The organism is Microlunatus parietis, assembly GCF_013407955.1.
Lineage (GTDB): Bacteria > Actinomycetota > Actinomycetes > Propionibacteriales > Propionibacteriaceae > Microlunatus > Microlunatus parietis.
In genome coordinates, this window is the sequence record NZ_JACCBU010000001.1 from 3721585 (window position 1) to 3736383 (window position 14799).

Here is a 14799-nt window from a genome sequence, read left to right on the forward strand (position 1 = left end):
GCGACAACCAACCCGACTAGACCACTGGCTCCGCGTCCGGCGGCGGGCCGCGGTCGGGTCCGGGTTCGATCACCCGGCGGACGTCGCCGGCGGGCAGCCAGACCCGCTGCCGGCGCCGGTCGTGCAGCTCGACCAGGACCACCGGGCGGACCCAGCGGGTGACGTGGCCGCGGACCCATTCCTCCCCGTCGCGGGCCCAGACGACTCGGGCCTCGACCTCGATCCGGGTGTGGTCGCTGAGGTAGCGAGCAGTCTCCCCCGCCGGCCACTCCTCGTTCTCGACCTGTTGCTGCTCCTCGGGCGAGAGCTTCTCCCACCAGAACGAGTCCCTGACACCTGCCATGGCGTCAGTATCGAACAGGTGAGCGATTTTTCCAACCTGGACCCCGTCCGTGATGTGGGACACCGGCGAACTCGGTTGAATCCGGCGCCGGTCGTCGTGGATCATCGACGGCAGGTCATGAGTGTCAGCGTCAAGCCCCGGCTCGCTGACCGGCAACCCTCGCGGAAGCGGGTGGGGTGCTCCGGGTGAGGACCTGGTCCGGCACAACGTCGGACAAGCCACTTCCAGACATGCGGAGGCACGAATGATCACGAAGGGAACAGCGGAACCGCTCTGGCGGGACCCCGCGGCGACGTTCCGCTCCCGGCTCCATGTTGATCTTGCTCGGACGGCGAGCGCCGTCTGTTGTCGAATGCGCTGACCGCGTCCCTTCGACAACTCCGCCCTGCCCGGCTCGCCGTACGGCGGCCTGAGGCTCGGCCCTGCCCCGAGGATGATCATGTCCGACTTCGATTCCCCCAATCCCCACCTGATCCAGCACGCCCGGATCATCGCGGCCACGCCGCGGCTCTGGCACTCCGCGGTCACGTTCGACCCGGACCGCCGCTTCCGTACCCATCTGCACTCGGCGCCCGATTACGAGGCCTGGCTGCAGACCTGGCTGCCCGGCCAGTCGACCGACTGGCACGACCACGGCGCCGGCAGCGGCGTCATTCTCGTCCTGCAGGGCACCCTGCTGGAGCACCTGGCCTGGGGCGACCCGACCCGGCCGGCCCAGATCGATCCCGAGCCGATCGAGCACACGGCCGGGCGGCCCGCCGAGTTCGGCCCGTTCCACATCCACCGGCTGGTGAACAGCTCGCCCGATCCGGCGATCAGCCTGCACCTGTATCCGCCGACCCTGGTCGAGGCCAGGCGGTACGCGCGCTACGGCGATCTGCTCGACTCGGTGGACGTACGACTGGTCGGGGCGCCGCAGTGACCCTCTCCCCCGCCGGCACGACCCTCACCGCGCCACCCCGCCGGATCGCGTCGCGACTCCCGGCGCTGACCCCGGCCGAGGCCAGGCACGCCTGGGACGCCGGCGCTACCGTGATCGACCTCCGGTCACCGGCCGAACGCCGCCGGTCCGGGGAACTGCCCGGGGCGTTGCAGCTCGGCGCCGACCAGGTGGCCGAGCTCGACCTCTCCGACGAGGCGACCGTGATCCTGGTCTGCGGCTCAGGCGACCGCTCCGACCGGCTGGCCGAGGTGCTGCACCGGCGCGGTCGCGGCAACGTCACCTGGGTCAGCGGCGGCTACCGCGGTTGGCTGGACGCGATCTGGCGGCAGTGGTCGGAGATGCTGGTCTGCGATCCGGGCACGCCGCCCGGCCGGTTCGCGCGGCTGATCACCCACTCGAGTTCACCGGCTCGGCGACCCGGCGCGGCCGGTTGACCAGCCGGCGGAGCAGCCAGTCCGCCGGGCCGGGCCGGTTCGCCGCCTGCAGCAGGTTGGCCACGATCGCCGCGGTCAGCCAGGCGGCGAGCGCGATCAGCAGCGAACCGGCCGGGCCGACCCAGGCCCCGAGGCCGAGGAACGCGGTCGACGAGAGCAGGATCAGCGCCGCCTCCATGACGATGTAGCAGGTCAGTGATCGCTGCCCGATCGCGGTCAGCGGCCGGGCCCAGCGCGCGTCGGCCGGGACGCGGCGGCCGATCAGCCCGAAGATCGCCGCGTACGCGAAGCCGCCGGCGAGCCCGGACGTCACATGGAGCGCCTGCGCCCACCAACCGTGGCCCGGCGCGAGCACCCCGGTGTTGATCAGGGCCAGCGGAACCGCGCCGACGATCGAGACCGGCAGCCCGACGGCGATGATCCGGCGCAGCAGGCCGAGGTTCCGCTCCGGTTCCTCGAGCAGTCGCCGGCGGCCCGCCCAGACACCGACCAGCACGGCCAGCGCGACCGGGAACAGGGTGACGTTGATGATCACCCCGGACACCCAGCTGATCAGCCGGTAGATCAGATCGGCCGGTGCATACCCCAGGTGACCGAGCGCCAGCGCCGGCGCTTCCTCGGTCGGGCTGGCCGACAACAGGAAACCCAGCACTACGGAGGTGATCACGGCGATGCCGGCGACCACGATGATCACCCGCCGCAGCGTCCGGTCGTCCCGGACCAGTACGCCGGCGATCAGCATGGTGATCACGCCGTACGGGCCGAGGATCTCGACCGGGGTCACCAGCAGGGCCATTCCCAGGCCGAAGATCAACATCCATCGGCCGCGCCGCCGGACCCGGGACCGGATCTCGTCGTCCGGCTCGCCGCGCCGCCGCCGGCTCTCGATGATCAACACGAGACCGTACCCGAGCAGGGCGGCGAACAACGGGAACGACCGGCTGAAGACGAAGAAGGTGAGGCCGAGGTTGGCCAGCTGATCGGCCAGGCTGCCGGTCGGCCGCAGCCGCTCGTCGACGTTCACCAGGTCCTGACCGGTGATCAACAACGGGGCGTGGGCCAGCGCGATCAGCAGCAGCATGAAGCCGCGGGCGAGGTCCGGGGCGAGCATCCGTCCGGGTGAACTGGTCATGGCACCAGCCCAGCAGCGGAACGGACTTCGCACGAGCCCCCGATCGGCCAGAACCCCGGTCCGATCGGCCAGAGCTTTGTGCCTGTCGAAGGGCCAGGCGCGATCTGACTTGCCCTTCGACAAGCTCAGGGAGCGTTGTGGCTTGGCCCCTAGCGGCCCATCGAGCTCTCGCGGAGCCGGAGGGTCCACGGCACGGCGATCGACTCGGCGGGCCGGGACGGCTCCTCGATCCGGGCCAGCAGCAGCCGCAGCGCCTCGGCGGCGAGGAACTCCAGATCGGCGGCGACGGTGGTCAGGGTCGGGTTGCCGAACCGCCCCTCCGCGATGTCGTCGAAGCCGGCGATGGCGATCCGGCCCGGCACGTCGACCCGGGCCTCGACGCAGGCCCGGACCGCGCCGATCGCCATCAGGTCGTTGAAACAGAACACCGCATCGGGCGGCTCCGGCAGGGCCAGCAGTTGCTCCATCGCCTGCTTGCCGTCGATCCGGTCGTAGTGGGCGACTCCGATCACCAGCTCCGGCCGGTACGGCAGCCCGGCGCTCGCCAACGCCTGCCGGTAGCCCTCGAGCCGGACCGACGCGGTGCCGGCCACCGACTCCCGGCCGATCGCGGCGATCCTGGTCCGGCCCAGCGAGATCAGATGGTCGGTCATCGCCCGTGACGCGGCGACCGAGTCGACCGCGACATGATCAAATCCTGGCGGCACGGCCCGCTCGCCGAGCAGCACCAGCGGCAGGTCGTCGGCCCGGTCGGCGATCTCGTCGGCGTCGACCGCCAGCGGCGAGAAGATCATGCCGTCGATCACGTGCGACCGCATGCCGTTCAGCACCAGCCGTTCGGCCTCCGGCTCGGCGCCGGTCGCGTCCAGCAGCAGCAGCGAACCGAGCTTCGCGGCCGCCGCACTGAACCGGGCGCCGAGCTCGGCGAAGTACGGCGAGTCCAGCTGCGGCAACGCCAGCGCGATGAAGCCGGCCCGGCCGTGCTTCAACTGCCGTGCGCTGACGTTGGGCCGGTAGCGCAGCTCCTCGATCGCGGCCTGCACCTTGGCCCGGGTGGCCGGGCTGACGTGTTCGTACTCGTTGACGACGTTCGACGCCGTCTTGACGCTGACCCCGGCCAACTCGGCGACATCCTTCAGCCGGGCAACCATCCCACCCTCCGCGGGCTCAGCCCTTGATGCCGCTGGTGGCGACACCCTCGATGACGTAACGCTGGACGAAAGCGTACAAGATCAACACCGGGATCGCGGCGACGGTCGCACCGGCCATCACCACCGGATAGTCGACCGCGAACGCACCGCGCAGACTGGACAGACCGGCCGGCAGCGTCATCCGTTCCGGCGAGAACAGGACGAAGATCGGCCAGACGAAGTCGTTCCAGTTGCCGAGGAAGGCCAGGATGCCGAGGGTGACCAGCGCCGGCCGGGAGATCGGCAGCACGATCCGGGTCAGGATCGTCCAGGTGTTGGCGCCGTCGATCAGCGCCGTCTCCTCCAACTCCCGTGGGATGGAGAGGAAGAACTGGCGCAAGAAGAAGACGCCGAACGCGCCCGCGGCACCGGGCACCACCAGGGCGAAGATCGTGTCCAGCCAGTACAGCCGGTCCATCAGCAGATAGTTCGGCATCAGGAACACGAAGCCCGGGATGAACATCGTGGCGATCAGCACGACGAAGATCAGATTCCGGCCGCGGAACTGCATTCGGGCCAACGCGTAGGCCGCCATCGCTGAGATCGCCAACACCAGCAGCGAGTGCAGCACGGCCGCGACCAGCGAGTTGAAGGCCCAGAGCAGAACCGGGTTCTGCGCCTCGTTGAAGATGATCTCGAACGCCCGGAACGTGATCTCGTCGGGGATCAGGGTGATCGGAATCCGCCGGGCATCGACCTGGGTCCGGAACGAGGTGAGGAACATCCACAGGATCGGCACCACGAAGATCAGGGACAAGATCACCAACCCGACCCAGAAGGCCGGGCCGTTGCGATCCCGGCGATAGGCTCGGCGACGGCCGGTGGTCGGCTTGGCCCTGGTCGGTTCGGTCTCGGTCGAGGTGGTCATGGCTTGCGCTCCCTCAGGGCCAGGAAGTTGATCACGGCGATGATCGCCAGGAAGATCGCCAGGATGTAGCTCATCGCCGACGCCGAGCCCATCTTGAACTCGCGCAGGCCCTCCTGGGTCATCACCATGATCGCGGTGCGGGTACTGTCACCCGGCCCGCCGTTCGTCACCAGATAGGACTGGCCGAACATATTGGCACTGGCCAGGATCGTGATCGTGATGATGAAGACCATCACCATCCGCAAACCCGGCAGCGTGATGTGGATGAGCTTGCCCCAGCCGCCGGCGCCGTCGATCTCGGCCGCCTCGTACTGTTCGGCCGGGATGCTCTGGATGCCGGCCAGGTAGATCACGGTGTTGAACCCGAGGGTCCACCAGACCGTCATCGCGACCAGGGCGATCCAGGCCCACGGCTGGGTCTGGGTCCAGCCGATCGGCTCGTACGGAGCCAGCGGCAGCACGAGGTCGAACGCCCGGTAGAAGAACTCGATCACGGCGTTGATCAGGCCGAAGTCGGTCTCCAGCAGGTAGTTGAACAGGACGCCGATCACCGCGACGCCGAGCACGAACGGCGCGAAGATCATCGCCCGGAAGAACGTCCGGGCCGGGAACCGCCGGTTCAACAGCAAGGCGACGCCGAGCGGGATCACGACCAGGAACGGCACGCTGGCCACGGTGAAGATCCCCGTGTTCGTCATGCCGACCCAGAACCGCTCCGAGATCACCGACTCCGGATCGAACAGGTCGATGTAGTTCTGGGCTCCGACGAACGGCTTCTCCGGCAGCAGGTAGTCCCAGTCGTGCAGGCTGATCCAGATGCCGAAGATCGCCGGGCCGACCACGAAGGTGAGCAGCAAGATCACGTACGGCGCACACAGGGCGTACGGCGTCAACGGATGGTGCAGTCGCAGCCTGCCGCGCCGACGATGCTGAGCTCCTGCACCCGTCCGAGGTTTCGTCTGCTCCTGGACGGCGGCGCTCATCAGCCGTACTTCTTCTTGTTCGACTCCAGCAGCTTGTTGCCCTTCGTCGCGGCCTCGCCGAGCGCATCGGCGATCGGCTTCCGGCCGAGCATCGCGTTACTGACCCCCGGACCCCATTCCTCCATGACATCGGAGATGCCGGGCACCGGCGGGACGAAGCGCAGGTAGTCGACCTGCTTGGCGAACTCGGTGACGTACGGAAGATCCTTGAACTCCGGCAGGTCGCGGACCGAGTTACGCGCGGGCACCATCCCGGCGCCGGCCCAGGAGATCGACTGCTGGGAGATCCAGTTGACGAAGAACCGGGCGGCCTTGGTCTTGTTCTCGTCCGCCTTCTGCTGCCGCGGCAGCACGAACTGGTGCGAGCCGGACCAGGTGAACTGCTGACCGCCGATCACCGGGATCGGGGCGCAACCCCATTCCAGCTTCTTGTTCTCACTCAACGGCGTCGTCATCCACGGGCCGTTGATCATGAACGCGCCCTTGTCGTTGTTCAGCGACACCTGGTCGCCGTCACCGGCGGCGTTCTTCGGACTGTAGCCGTTGTCGATCAAGGACTTGAGCCACTCGATCGCCTTGATCGCCGGCTCGTCGCCGAAGCCGACCGCCGAGCCGTCGTCGGAGACCATGTGGCCGCCGAACTGGTAGACCAGCGACTGGGAGAGCAGGCCGCCGGCGCTGAGGGCGGACACCCAGAAGCCCTGGATCCCCTTGGACTTGCACTGTTCCAAGATCGCCATGAACTCGTCGTGGTCGGTCGGCGGCTTGTCCGGATCCGCGCCGGCCTTCTCCAGCACCCGCTTGTTGTAGTAGAGGCCGGCCGGGTGCACGTCCAGCGGGATGCCGTAACGCTTCCCGTCGTACATGCCACCCTGCCAGGCCAGCGGAATGAAGTCGGCTTCGGTGAGATTCAGCGCGGTGGCGACGTCGTCCAGCGGCTGGATCACCTGACGGGCCGCGTTCGTCGCCAGCGTGTCGGCGTGCATGATGCCCACGTCCGGGCCCTTGCCGGTGCTGACCGCGGCCGGCAGCTTCTGGTAGTACTCCGCCCACTCGATCGTCGTGGTGGTGATCTTGATGTTCGGATTCTCTTTGGTGAACGTGTCGGTCAGCTTGCGCATGATCGGACCGTCACCACCGGTCAGGCCGTTCCAGTACGCAAGCGTCACCGGCGGGCCGTCGTAGCCGCTGGCGCCGCCGTCGCCGGTGGGTGGCGCCTGCTGGCCGGGCCGACCGGCGGAGCCGGGGCCACAGGCGGTCAGCCCGAGGGCCGCCGCGCCGAGTGCGCCGCCGAGCAGGCCGCGCCGACTGATCGCCCCTCCACTGAATGAGGGCCCGCTCATGCGGGGAACGGTGGTACCGAACGGGTTGGCCTTCGCCATGTCTTCCTCCCTGAAGCATGTGAACCCGGGCATGATCGTCGAACTCGTCGTGCGACGTCTGCGTGCCGGCGGTCCCCGCGGCAGGCCGGCCAGCAACGATCACCCTGACTTACAACGATTACTCGGGACCATACCCGGCACCCCACCCGGCCGCAACGGTCCGAGCCGAGCCGGCCGACGACCGGATCGGGAGCGGTCGATCGATCCCGATCGGGTGATCATCCGCCCTGATCCAGACGCCTGTCGACAATCTCGATCTGACTAGGGATTTCGATCCACGAATCGGGATCTCAGCAGGTCCACGATCCCAGCGGGGCGCTTTTACAACGATTACGAATCGCCCCGGCGAGCCGCTCGAGCGGCATTCCGCGAGGGCGGAAGGGATCTTTACAACGGTTAACCCTCCCTGTGAGAATGACGTCCCGGTGGCCGCCATCGGGCCGGCCGGTTCGAGGAGGAACATTGACCGATCACCAGCAGCCAGACGGAGCCACCGGAGCACCGGTACCGGCACGCATCAAGCTCGATCCGGACTTCCGGGTCGGCCCGCTGAACCGCCGGATCTTCGGCTCCTTCGTCGAGCATCTCGGCCGGTGCGTCTACACCGGGATCTACGAACCGGAGCACCCGACCGCCGACGAGTACGGGTTCCGCGCCGACGTGGCGGAGTTGGTTCGCGAACTGGGCCCGACGATCATCCGCTACCCGGGCGGCAACTTCGTCTCCAACTACAAGTGGGAGGACGGCGTCGGCCCGCGCTCGGAACGTCCGGTGCGGCTGGACCTGGCCTGGAAGACGATCGAGACCAATCAGGTCGGCACCGACGAGTTCCTGCAGTGGTGCCAGCGACTTGATCTTGAACCGATGATGGCGGTCAACCTGGGCACCCGCGGGATCACCGAGGCCAGCGAGCTGCTGCAGTACTGCAACGCCGAGGGTGGCATCGAGCTCGCCGACCGGCGGGCCAAGAACGGTCATGCGGACCCGTACGACGTGCGGGTCTGGTGTCTCGGCAATGAGATGGACGGCCCGTGGCAGATGGGCTTCAAGACGCCGGAGGAGTACGCCCGGCTGGCCGAGGAGACCGCGCGCGCGATGAAGCGGTTCGACGAGAAGCTCGAGCTCGTCGCCTGCGGCTCGTCGAACCGCTCGATGCCGACGTTCGGCAGCTGGGAACGGATCGTGCTGGACCGCTGCATCGACCTGGTCGATCACATCTCGGCTCACGCGTACTACGAGCCGATCGACGGTGATCACGACTCGTTCCTGGCCAGCGCCGAGGACATGGACCGCTTCATCTCCTCGGTGGTGGCGACCGCCGATCATGTCGCGGCCGCCCGCAAGTCGGACAAGAAGATCATGATCAGCTTCGACGAGTGGAACGTCTGGTTCCAGAAGCGCTGGGAGGGCGAGCGGAAGCTCGAGATCCGGGAGACCTCGGCGCTGATCGAGGACGTCTACGACGTCGAGGACGCGGTCGTCATCGGCAGCCTGCTGATCGAGCTGATCCGGCACACCGACCGGGTCGCGATCGCCTGCCAGGCCCAGCTGGTGAACGTGATCGCCCCCATCCTGACCGCGCCCGGCGGTGTTGCCTGGCGCCAGACGATCTTCCACCCGTTCGCGCTGACGGCGAAGTACGCCCACGGCGTGGTACTGCAGCCCGCCGTCAGCGGACCCGGCATCGACACCCAGCGGTACGGCGAGGTCGGCGCGCTGCACGCGACCACGGTCTGGAACGCCGACGCGGGGGAGTTGGTGATCTTCGCCGCGAACCGGGACCGGGCCCGTGATCTCGACCTCACCGTCGACCTCGGCGCGTTCGCCGATCTCAAGATCATCGAGCACCTGCACATCGCCGACGACGAACGTCGCGCCTACAACTCGCCCGAGCAGCCGGACCGCGTGGTCCCGAAGCCGGGCGCCTCCACTCTCAACGACGGGCGGCTGACCGGCGTCCTGCCGGCCGCCTCCTGGCACTGCATCCGCATCGCCACCAGCTCACGCTCCGAGGGCTGACTGACCCAACCCCCTTTGTACGACGAGGAGATCAACGATGATCAGACCCCGCCCGATCCGTACCCTCTTGATCATGGTCGCTACGGCGGCCGTGATCGCCGGGCTCGCCCTGGCCGGCCCGGCCGCGGCCGACCAGGCCAAGCCGGGCCGCTACACGAACGCGATCAGCGACAGCTTCGCCGACACCTTCGCCGACCCGGCGGTGATCTTGGGCAAGGACGGCTGGTGGTACGCGTACTCCACCGCCGACCCGCTCCGCGCCGGTGATCCGTACGGGGTGATGCACATTGCCCGGACCAAGGACTGGATCACCTGGGACTACCAGGGCACCGTCTTCAACGAGTCGAACCGGCCCTCCTGGGCGACGCCGAACTCGTTCCTGTGGGCACCGGACATCCGTTACATCCAAGGCAAGTACGTGCTCTACTACACGGTGATCGACACCGTGCTGAACCCGGGTGAGGACGAGGCGATCGGTGTCGCCACGGCGCCGACGCCGACGGGACCGTGGACGCCGACCGACGCGCCGGTGATCGCGCCGCGGGCGAGTGGCGGCACGTTCCTCGGCACCATCGACCCGGCCGGCTTCACCGACGTCAACGGTGATCAGTACCTCTACTTCGGCGGCTACCACGGCGGCATCTGGGCCAGCAAGATCAGCGCCGACGGCCTGACCGCGACCGGTGAACTGACCCAGGTCGCGATCGACAACCGGTACGAGGGCGGCTACGTCGTCCGGCGCGGCGGCTGGTACTACCTGATGGGGTCGTCGGCGAACTGCTGCGCCGGCCCGACCACCGGCTACTCCGTGTTCGCCGGCCGGTCGAAGAGCCCGCTCGGCCCGTTCGTCGACGCCGACGGGATCTCGCTGCTCGACTCGCACGTCGGCGGCACCACGATGATCACCCAGAACGGCAACCGCTGGATCGGCTCCGGCCATCACGCGATCGCCACCGACGCCGAGGGCCGGGACTGGATCGTCTACCACGCGATCGACCGCAACGAACCGTGGCTGAGCAACCCGTTCGGGATCAACCGGCGGCCGATGCTGCTGGACCGGATCGACTGGATCGACGGCTGGCCGCGGACCCGCGCCGGGGCCGGACCGAGCGACGGTCCGCAGCCGGCACCGGTGACCACGTCCGGGCTCGGGATCGTCGCCGACGACCCGGCCGCCCGCGGCTTCCTCGGGCTGAAGTCCGGGCCCGACGATGATCAAGCCGGTGCGACCGCGCTGCTGGACGGCGCCGCGAGGACCAAGGCCGACGCGCCGCGGTCCGAGGCCAGGGTGCGGTTCGATTTCCGCACCGACGAGGAGTTCACGGTGGTGCTCGGCGGTGGCCGGGACCGGGTCGTGGTCTCCGCCGAGCCGGGCGACGAACTGCGCGTGATCGCCGGCCGGAGCACCGGAACGGCGAAGCTGACCGAGTCCGACACCTGGCGCACCGTGATCGTCGAGGTCGACGGTGATCAGGTGACCGCATCGATCGGCGAGTCCGATCTCGCCGATCCGGGCGCCGAAGTCCGGCTCACGGCACGCGGGCTGCGACTGCCGGCGGCGCCGGTGGTCCTGGCCGGCGACGCGGTGATCGACAACCTCACCGTGCGCCCGGTCGCGGACCAGGCGCGTAAGCTGGTGCCGACGCCGGAGACCGGCGACCTGCTCTGGTCCGACGAGTTCGACGACGACGCCCTGGACGGCTGGACCTGGCTCCGCGAGGACCCGGCCGCCAAGATCAACAACGGGACGTTCGACTGGCCGGTGCAGGCCGGCGACCTGGTCGGCACCGGCAATCAGGCCGGCGCGCTGCTGCGCACGGCACCGCAGGGATCCTGGATCGCCGAGGCGAAGGTCGAACTTGATCTTGGTGCCAACACGGTGCGCAACTATCAGCAGGCCGGTCTGGTCGTCTATCGCAATGACAACGACCTGGCCCGCCTGTGCAGCGTGGCGATCTGGAACACCCGGCAGGTGGAGTACGGCCGCGAGTTGGTCGGCAACGACGCGGGCCGGCTGTCGTACGGGGCGGCCATGATCGGCACCCCGGCGAAGACGACCTGGCTCCGGCTCGCGTACCACCAGAACGCGGCCGGTGAGCACCTCTACCGGGCGGCCAGCTCGCGGGACGGCGAGCACTGGACCTGGGGTGCCACCTGGGCCCTGCCGGCCGGCGAGGCACCGAAGATCGGCCTGGTTGCCCACGGCGGCGCCAGCCCGGCCACCGTCGCCTCGTTCGACTACCTGCGGTTCTATGCCGTGGACTGACCCTTGAAACGTGCGCTGAGCCTGTCGAAGCGTATCCCGGCCATGATCATCGCGGGAGTGTCGATCATGGCCGGGTGCACGGACACCACCCAACGACCGATCGATCTCGAGGAGTCACCCGTGGGTTTCACCAATCCGGTCTACGCCAGCAACTTCCCCGACCCGCTGATCCTGACCGGGCCGGACGGGGCGCCGAACGAGGACGGCAAGTACTGGGCGTACGCCACCAACGGCAACGGCGCCAACGTGCAGACCTTGATCAGCACCGACCTGATCACCTGGGAACAGGGCCCGGACGCACTGCCGAAGCTGCCGGACTGGAGCACGCCGGGCAAGGTGTGGGCGCCGGAGGTGATCAGGCACCCGGACGGCCGCTACCTGATGTACTACACGACCAGGGCGCCCGAGCCGGACCATCAATGCATCGGCCTGGCGATCGGCGAGGCGCCCGGCGGACCGTTCGTCGATGATCATGACGGCCCGCTGATCTGCGAATCCGATCAAGGTGGCAGCATCGACGCGCACCCGTACGTCGACCGGGACGGGAATCGCTACCTGTACTGGAAGAACGACGGCAACCACGTCGGCGTGGACAGCTACATCTCGGTGCAGCGGCTGGACGAGAGCGGCACCGAGCTGGTCGGCGAACCCCGGCAGCTGTTCAAGCAGGACCAGCCGTGGGAGGGACCGCTGGTCGAGGGCCCGTTCCTCTGGGAGCGGGACGGCACCTACTACATGTTCTACTCCGGCAACGGCTTCACCTCGCCGGACTACGCCGTCGGCATCGCCACCGCCGACAACCCGCTCGGGCCGTTCACCAAGCAACCCGAACCGATCCTGGTCGGCAACGATGTCGCCGCCGGCCCGGGCCACAACGCCTTGTTCGCCAAGGAGGGCCGGGTCTGGACGGTCTATCACGGCTGGGCCCCGGACGCCGTCGGCGAATCGATCCCGGGCCGGATGATGTGGCTCAGCGAGGTCACCTTCGGCGACGACGGCACCGTGACCGTCGAACCGCCGCGCACCGACTACCCGATCCGCCCCTGACCGACCCAGCGAGGAGATGATCATGCGCATCCGTACCGCCGCCATTGCCGGTGCCGCACTCTGTCTGGCCGCGACGCTACTGCCGGCCAGTCCCGCCCACGCCGCGGGCACCGTCGCCCCGGCTGTCCAGATCAACCGCGACTTCCCGGATCCCGACATCGTCTTCGACGGCACGACCTGGCACGCGTACGCCACCAGTTCGGGAGGGATCGGCACGGTTCCGCACGCCACCGCGCCGGAACCGGACGGTCCCTGGACGATCGTCGGCAACGCCCTTGATCACAAACCGGCCTGGGCCCGGGCCAATCACGGGTTCTGGGCCCCGGACGTCTCCCAGCGACCCGACGGCAGCTGGCTGCTCTACTTCACCGGCCGGCACACCGCCAGCGGCCGGATGTGCCTCGGCGCCGCGACCGCCGCGAGCCCGAACGGCCCGTTCATTCCCACCAGCGAGGACACCCCGCTCGTCTGCAACCCCGACGAGGGCGGCGACATCGACCCGTCCAGCTTCGTCGACAGCGACGGGAAGCGTTACCTGCTGTACAAGAACGACGGCAACGCGGTGCAGAAGCCGGCGATCCTCTGGCTGCAGGAGGTGGACGAGACCGGCCTCAACTTCATCGGCGAGCGGACCGAACTGCTTCGCAACAGCGCGCCGACCGACCAGGGCGTGATCGAGGCGCCGACGCTGGTCAAGCGGCCCGAGGGGTACGTCCTCTTCTTCTCCGCCGGCGTCTACACGAAGGGCACCTACCACACCAGCTATGCGCGGTCGGCGACCCTGCGCGGGACCTACACCCGCGCCTACCGGCCCCTGCTCACCACGGAAAGCGTCGACGGCGCCGTGAACGGACCCGGCGGGCAGGACGTGATCGACAACCGGATCTGGTTCCACGGCCATCTCGCCCAGGGCGGACGCGGCATGTACACCGCCAAGCTCGGCTGGTTCGGCGGGAACCCGGTGATGCGCGGCTCCCGGGTCCGGTACGAGGCCGAACGCGGCAAGCTCAACGACTGCGTCGTCCGGCAGACCTCCACCGCCTCCGAGGGCGAGGTCGTCGCCAAGATCGACAACCCGACCTCGTGGGTCGAGTCCACCGTGCACGTGCCGGTCGGTGGTGACTACACCGTCCACATCAGCTATGCCGCCGGGTACGGGGACGCCAGCCACGCGATGTCGATCAATGGAGGGAAGCCGGTGACTGTGAACTATCCGGATCGCGGCTGGGAGAACTGGAGCGAGGTGTCGGTCGACGTGCGCCTGAAGGCGGGAGCCAACACGATTCGGCTGACTCATCTCTCGCGGTGGGCTGAGATTGATCAGATCGAGGTGGCGTAGGGGGAGGGTTCGTGCCGCGGGAATCTTGGGGGTGGGGGTCTGTGCGCGGACAACCAGTCGCGCGCGGTGATTCTGTGCCGCTGCCGCCATTCTGTGGGCGCTCGACGGCCAGTCCCATCCACGCCCGCGCACAGACCCCCACCCCCAAGATTCCCGCTTCCGGCCGCCGATCCCCGGGGGGGGGAACGGGCTTGAGCCGAGCGCTGGTGTGGTCGTGACGACTGCTGCAACCGATCGCGTTGCGTGGTGCCGAGGGTGGGCGTTGTCCTGGCAGGTGGCGCAGTCGGATCGCTGTCGTCAAACCTCCTCAGTTCGACCAGTTCGCCCCGGAATCGGCGTCTAGTGCTCCGGGTGTGGAGGAATGACGACAGTTGCGCTCGGGTCGTCGCCCACGGGGAGGAACATTCGCACGTCGTCGTAGGTGGCGTCTCGATCTCGGAGGCCACCGGGGAACCGTGCCCATTCGGTGAAGCCGAGGCCGCGATAGGCGTCCTCGGCGTGCGTTCCTCCGCGGACGCCCAGTTCGAGGGTCTGCGATGACCACAGCTCACGTGCGAAGGCGGCACAGCCCTCGACCAGTTTCCGGGCGACCCCGGTACCTCGGTGATCGGCTCTGATGACGAACCCGCCGATCTCTGCCCGGTGCCGTTCCATCCGGTGCCGGCGGCGGGTCAGCGTGCAGGTGCCGATCGCGACGTCGTTCTGGTCGGTGGCCACGAGCAGCACACGGTCCGGACCCTGCGGCGGATCCAGCCACCCACGCACGACGTCGACCGGTGTGCCGGAGAAGCCCACTTGCTGGAGTGCCTCCGCATCGTCAGCCCTGCCCACGCGAATAGCCACCACGGCAGGC

Annotated in this window: 13 protein-coding genes and 1 riboswitch; of the genes, 6 read left to right on the top strand and 7 right to left on the bottom strand. The window is 68.6% G+C overall.

Annotation, left to right across the window (positions count from 1 at the left end; translation table 11 throughout):
• Positions 1 to 16: 16 nt before the first annotated feature.
• Positions 17 to 343: a hypothetical protein gene (locus BKA15_RS17830; RefSeq protein WP_179752953.1), complete on the bottom strand. Its 327-nt coding sequence runs from the start codon at positions 341 to 343 to the stop codon at positions 17 to 19.
• Positions 344 to 456: 113 nt separating this feature from the next.
• Positions 457 to 569: riboswitch (SAM riboswitch) on the top strand.
• A gap of 213 nt (positions 570 to 782) precedes the next feature.
• Here BKA15_RS17830 and BKA15_RS17835 point away from each other — a divergent pair.
• Positions 783 to 1265: a cysteine dioxygenase gene (locus BKA15_RS17835; RefSeq protein ID WP_179752955.1), complete on the top strand. Its 483-nt coding sequence runs from the start codon at positions 783 to 785 to the stop codon at positions 1263 to 1265.
• Positions 1262 to 1720 (top strand): rhodanese-like domain-containing protein, encoded by a 459-nt coding sequence (locus BKA15_RS17840; RefSeq protein WP_179752957.1) that lies wholly within the window; start codon positions 1262 to 1264, stop codon positions 1718 to 1720. The genes BKA15_RS17835 and BKA15_RS17840 overlap by 4 nt, the downstream gene beginning before the upstream one ends.
• On the opposite strand, the gene BKA15_RS17845 is transcribed toward BKA15_RS17840, so the two are convergent.
• From BKA15_RS17845 to BKA15_RS17865, 5 genes are all read right to left on the bottom strand, one after another.
• Positions 1674 to 2852, bottom strand: a complete 1179-nt coding sequence (locus BKA15_RS17845; protein WP_179752958.1) for a DUF418 domain-containing protein — start codon at positions 2850 to 2852, stop codon at positions 1674 to 1676. The two genes, BKA15_RS17840 and BKA15_RS17845, sit on opposite strands and share 47 nt — an antisense overlap.
• Before the next feature lie 149 nt (positions 2853 to 3001).
• Positions 3002 to 4003, bottom strand: a complete 1002-nt coding sequence (locus BKA15_RS17850) for a LacI family DNA-binding transcriptional regulator (RefSeq protein ID WP_179752960.1) — start codon at positions 4001 to 4003, stop codon at positions 3002 to 3004.
• Between the two features lie 16 nt (positions 4004 to 4019).
• Positions 4020 to 4910: a carbohydrate ABC transporter permease gene (locus tag BKA15_RS17855; RefSeq protein ID WP_179752962.1), complete on the bottom strand. Its 891-nt coding sequence runs from the start codon at positions 4908 to 4910 to the stop codon at positions 4020 to 4022.
• A complete protein-coding gene (locus BKA15_RS17860; RefSeq protein ID WP_179752964.1) occupies positions 4907 to 5893 on the bottom strand; it encodes a carbohydrate ABC transporter permease in 987 nt (328 codons plus the stop codon). The genes BKA15_RS17855 and BKA15_RS17860 overlap by 4 nt, the downstream gene beginning before the upstream one ends.
• A complete protein-coding gene (locus tag BKA15_RS17865) occupies positions 5893 to 7236 on the bottom strand; it encodes an ABC transporter substrate-binding protein (protein WP_179752966.1) in 1344 nt (447 codons plus the stop codon). The genes BKA15_RS17860 and BKA15_RS17865 overlap by 1 nt, the downstream gene beginning before the upstream one ends.
• A gap of 453 nt (positions 7237 to 7689) precedes the next feature.
• Between BKA15_RS17865 and arfA the strand changes: the two genes are divergently transcribed.
• The 4 genes from arfA (at position 7690) to BKA15_RS17885 (ending at position 13946) form a co-directional block, all read left to right on the top strand.
• On the top strand, positions 7690 to 9294 hold the full coding sequence (arfA, locus tag BKA15_RS17870; RefSeq protein ID WP_179752967.1) for an arabinosylfuranosidase ArfA: 1605 nt from the start codon (positions 7690 to 7692) through the stop codon (positions 9292 to 9294).
• A gap of 37 nt (positions 9295 to 9331) precedes the next feature.
• Positions 9332 to 11560, top strand: a complete 2229-nt coding sequence (locus BKA15_RS17875; protein WP_179752969.1) for a glycoside hydrolase family 43 protein — start codon at positions 9332 to 9334, stop codon at positions 11558 to 11560.
• A gap of 120 nt (positions 11561 to 11680) precedes the next feature.
• On the top strand, positions 11681 to 12607 hold the full coding sequence (locus BKA15_RS17880) for a glycoside hydrolase family 43 protein (RefSeq protein WP_312879102.1): 927 nt from the start codon (positions 11681 to 11683) through the stop codon (positions 12605 to 12607).
• A gap of 22 nt (positions 12608 to 12629) precedes the next feature.
• Positions 12630 to 13946, top strand: a complete 1317-nt coding sequence (locus tag BKA15_RS17885) for a family 43 glycosylhydrolase (RefSeq protein WP_179752973.1) — start codon at positions 12630 to 12632, stop codon at positions 13944 to 13946.
• 339 nt (positions 13947 to 14285) lie between these two features.
• Here the strand turns inward: BKA15_RS17885 and BKA15_RS17890 are convergent, their stop codons facing one another.
• A complete protein-coding gene (locus BKA15_RS17890; RefSeq protein ID WP_179752975.1) occupies positions 14286 to 14789 on the bottom strand; it encodes a GNAT family N-acetyltransferase in 504 nt (167 codons plus the stop codon).
• Between the last annotated feature and the right edge of the window lie 10 nt (positions 14790 to 14799).

What these genes read in the sequence shown, in the direction of transcription:
- BKA15_RS17830 (WP_179752953.1), bottom strand. Translation starts at nt 343, where the DNA reads ATGGCAGGTGTCAGGGACTCGTTCTGGTGGGAGAAGCTCTCGCCCGAG.
- BKA15_RS17835 (WP_179752955.1), top strand. Translation starts at nt 783, where the DNA reads ATGTCCGACTTCGATTCCCCCAATCCCCACCTGATCCAGCACGCCCGG.
- BKA15_RS17845 (WP_179752958.1), bottom strand. Translation starts at nt 2,852, where the DNA reads ATGACCAGTTCACCCGGACGGATGCTCGCCCCGGACCTCGCCCGCGGC.
- BKA15_RS17850 (WP_179752960.1), bottom strand. Translation starts at nt 4,003, where the DNA reads ATGGTTGCCCGGCTGAAGGATGTCGCCGAGTTGGCCGGGGTCAGCGTC.
- BKA15_RS17855 (WP_179752962.1), bottom strand. Translation starts at nt 4,910, where the DNA reads ATGACCACCTCGACCGAGACCGAACCGACCAGGGCCAAGCCGACCACC.
- BKA15_RS17860 (WP_179752964.1), bottom strand. Translation starts at nt 5,893, where the DNA reads ATGAGCGCCGCCGTCCAGGAGCAGACGAAACCTCGGACGGGTGCAGGA.
- BKA15_RS17865 (WP_179752966.1), bottom strand. Translation starts at nt 7,236, where the DNA reads ATGAGCGGGCCCTCATTCAGTGGAGGGGCGATCAGTCGGCGCGGCCTG.
- arfA (WP_179752967.1), top strand. Translation starts at nt 7,690, where the DNA reads ATGACGTCCCGGTGGCCGCCATCGGGCCGGCCGGTTCGAGGAGGAACA.
- BKA15_RS17875 (WP_179752969.1), top strand. Translation starts at nt 9,332, where the DNA reads ATGATCAGACCCCGCCCGATCCGTACCCTCTTGATCATGGTCGCTACG.
- BKA15_RS17885 (WP_179752973.1), top strand. Translation starts at nt 12,630, where the DNA reads ATGCGCATCCGTACCGCCGCCATTGCCGGTGCCGCACTCTGTCTGGCC.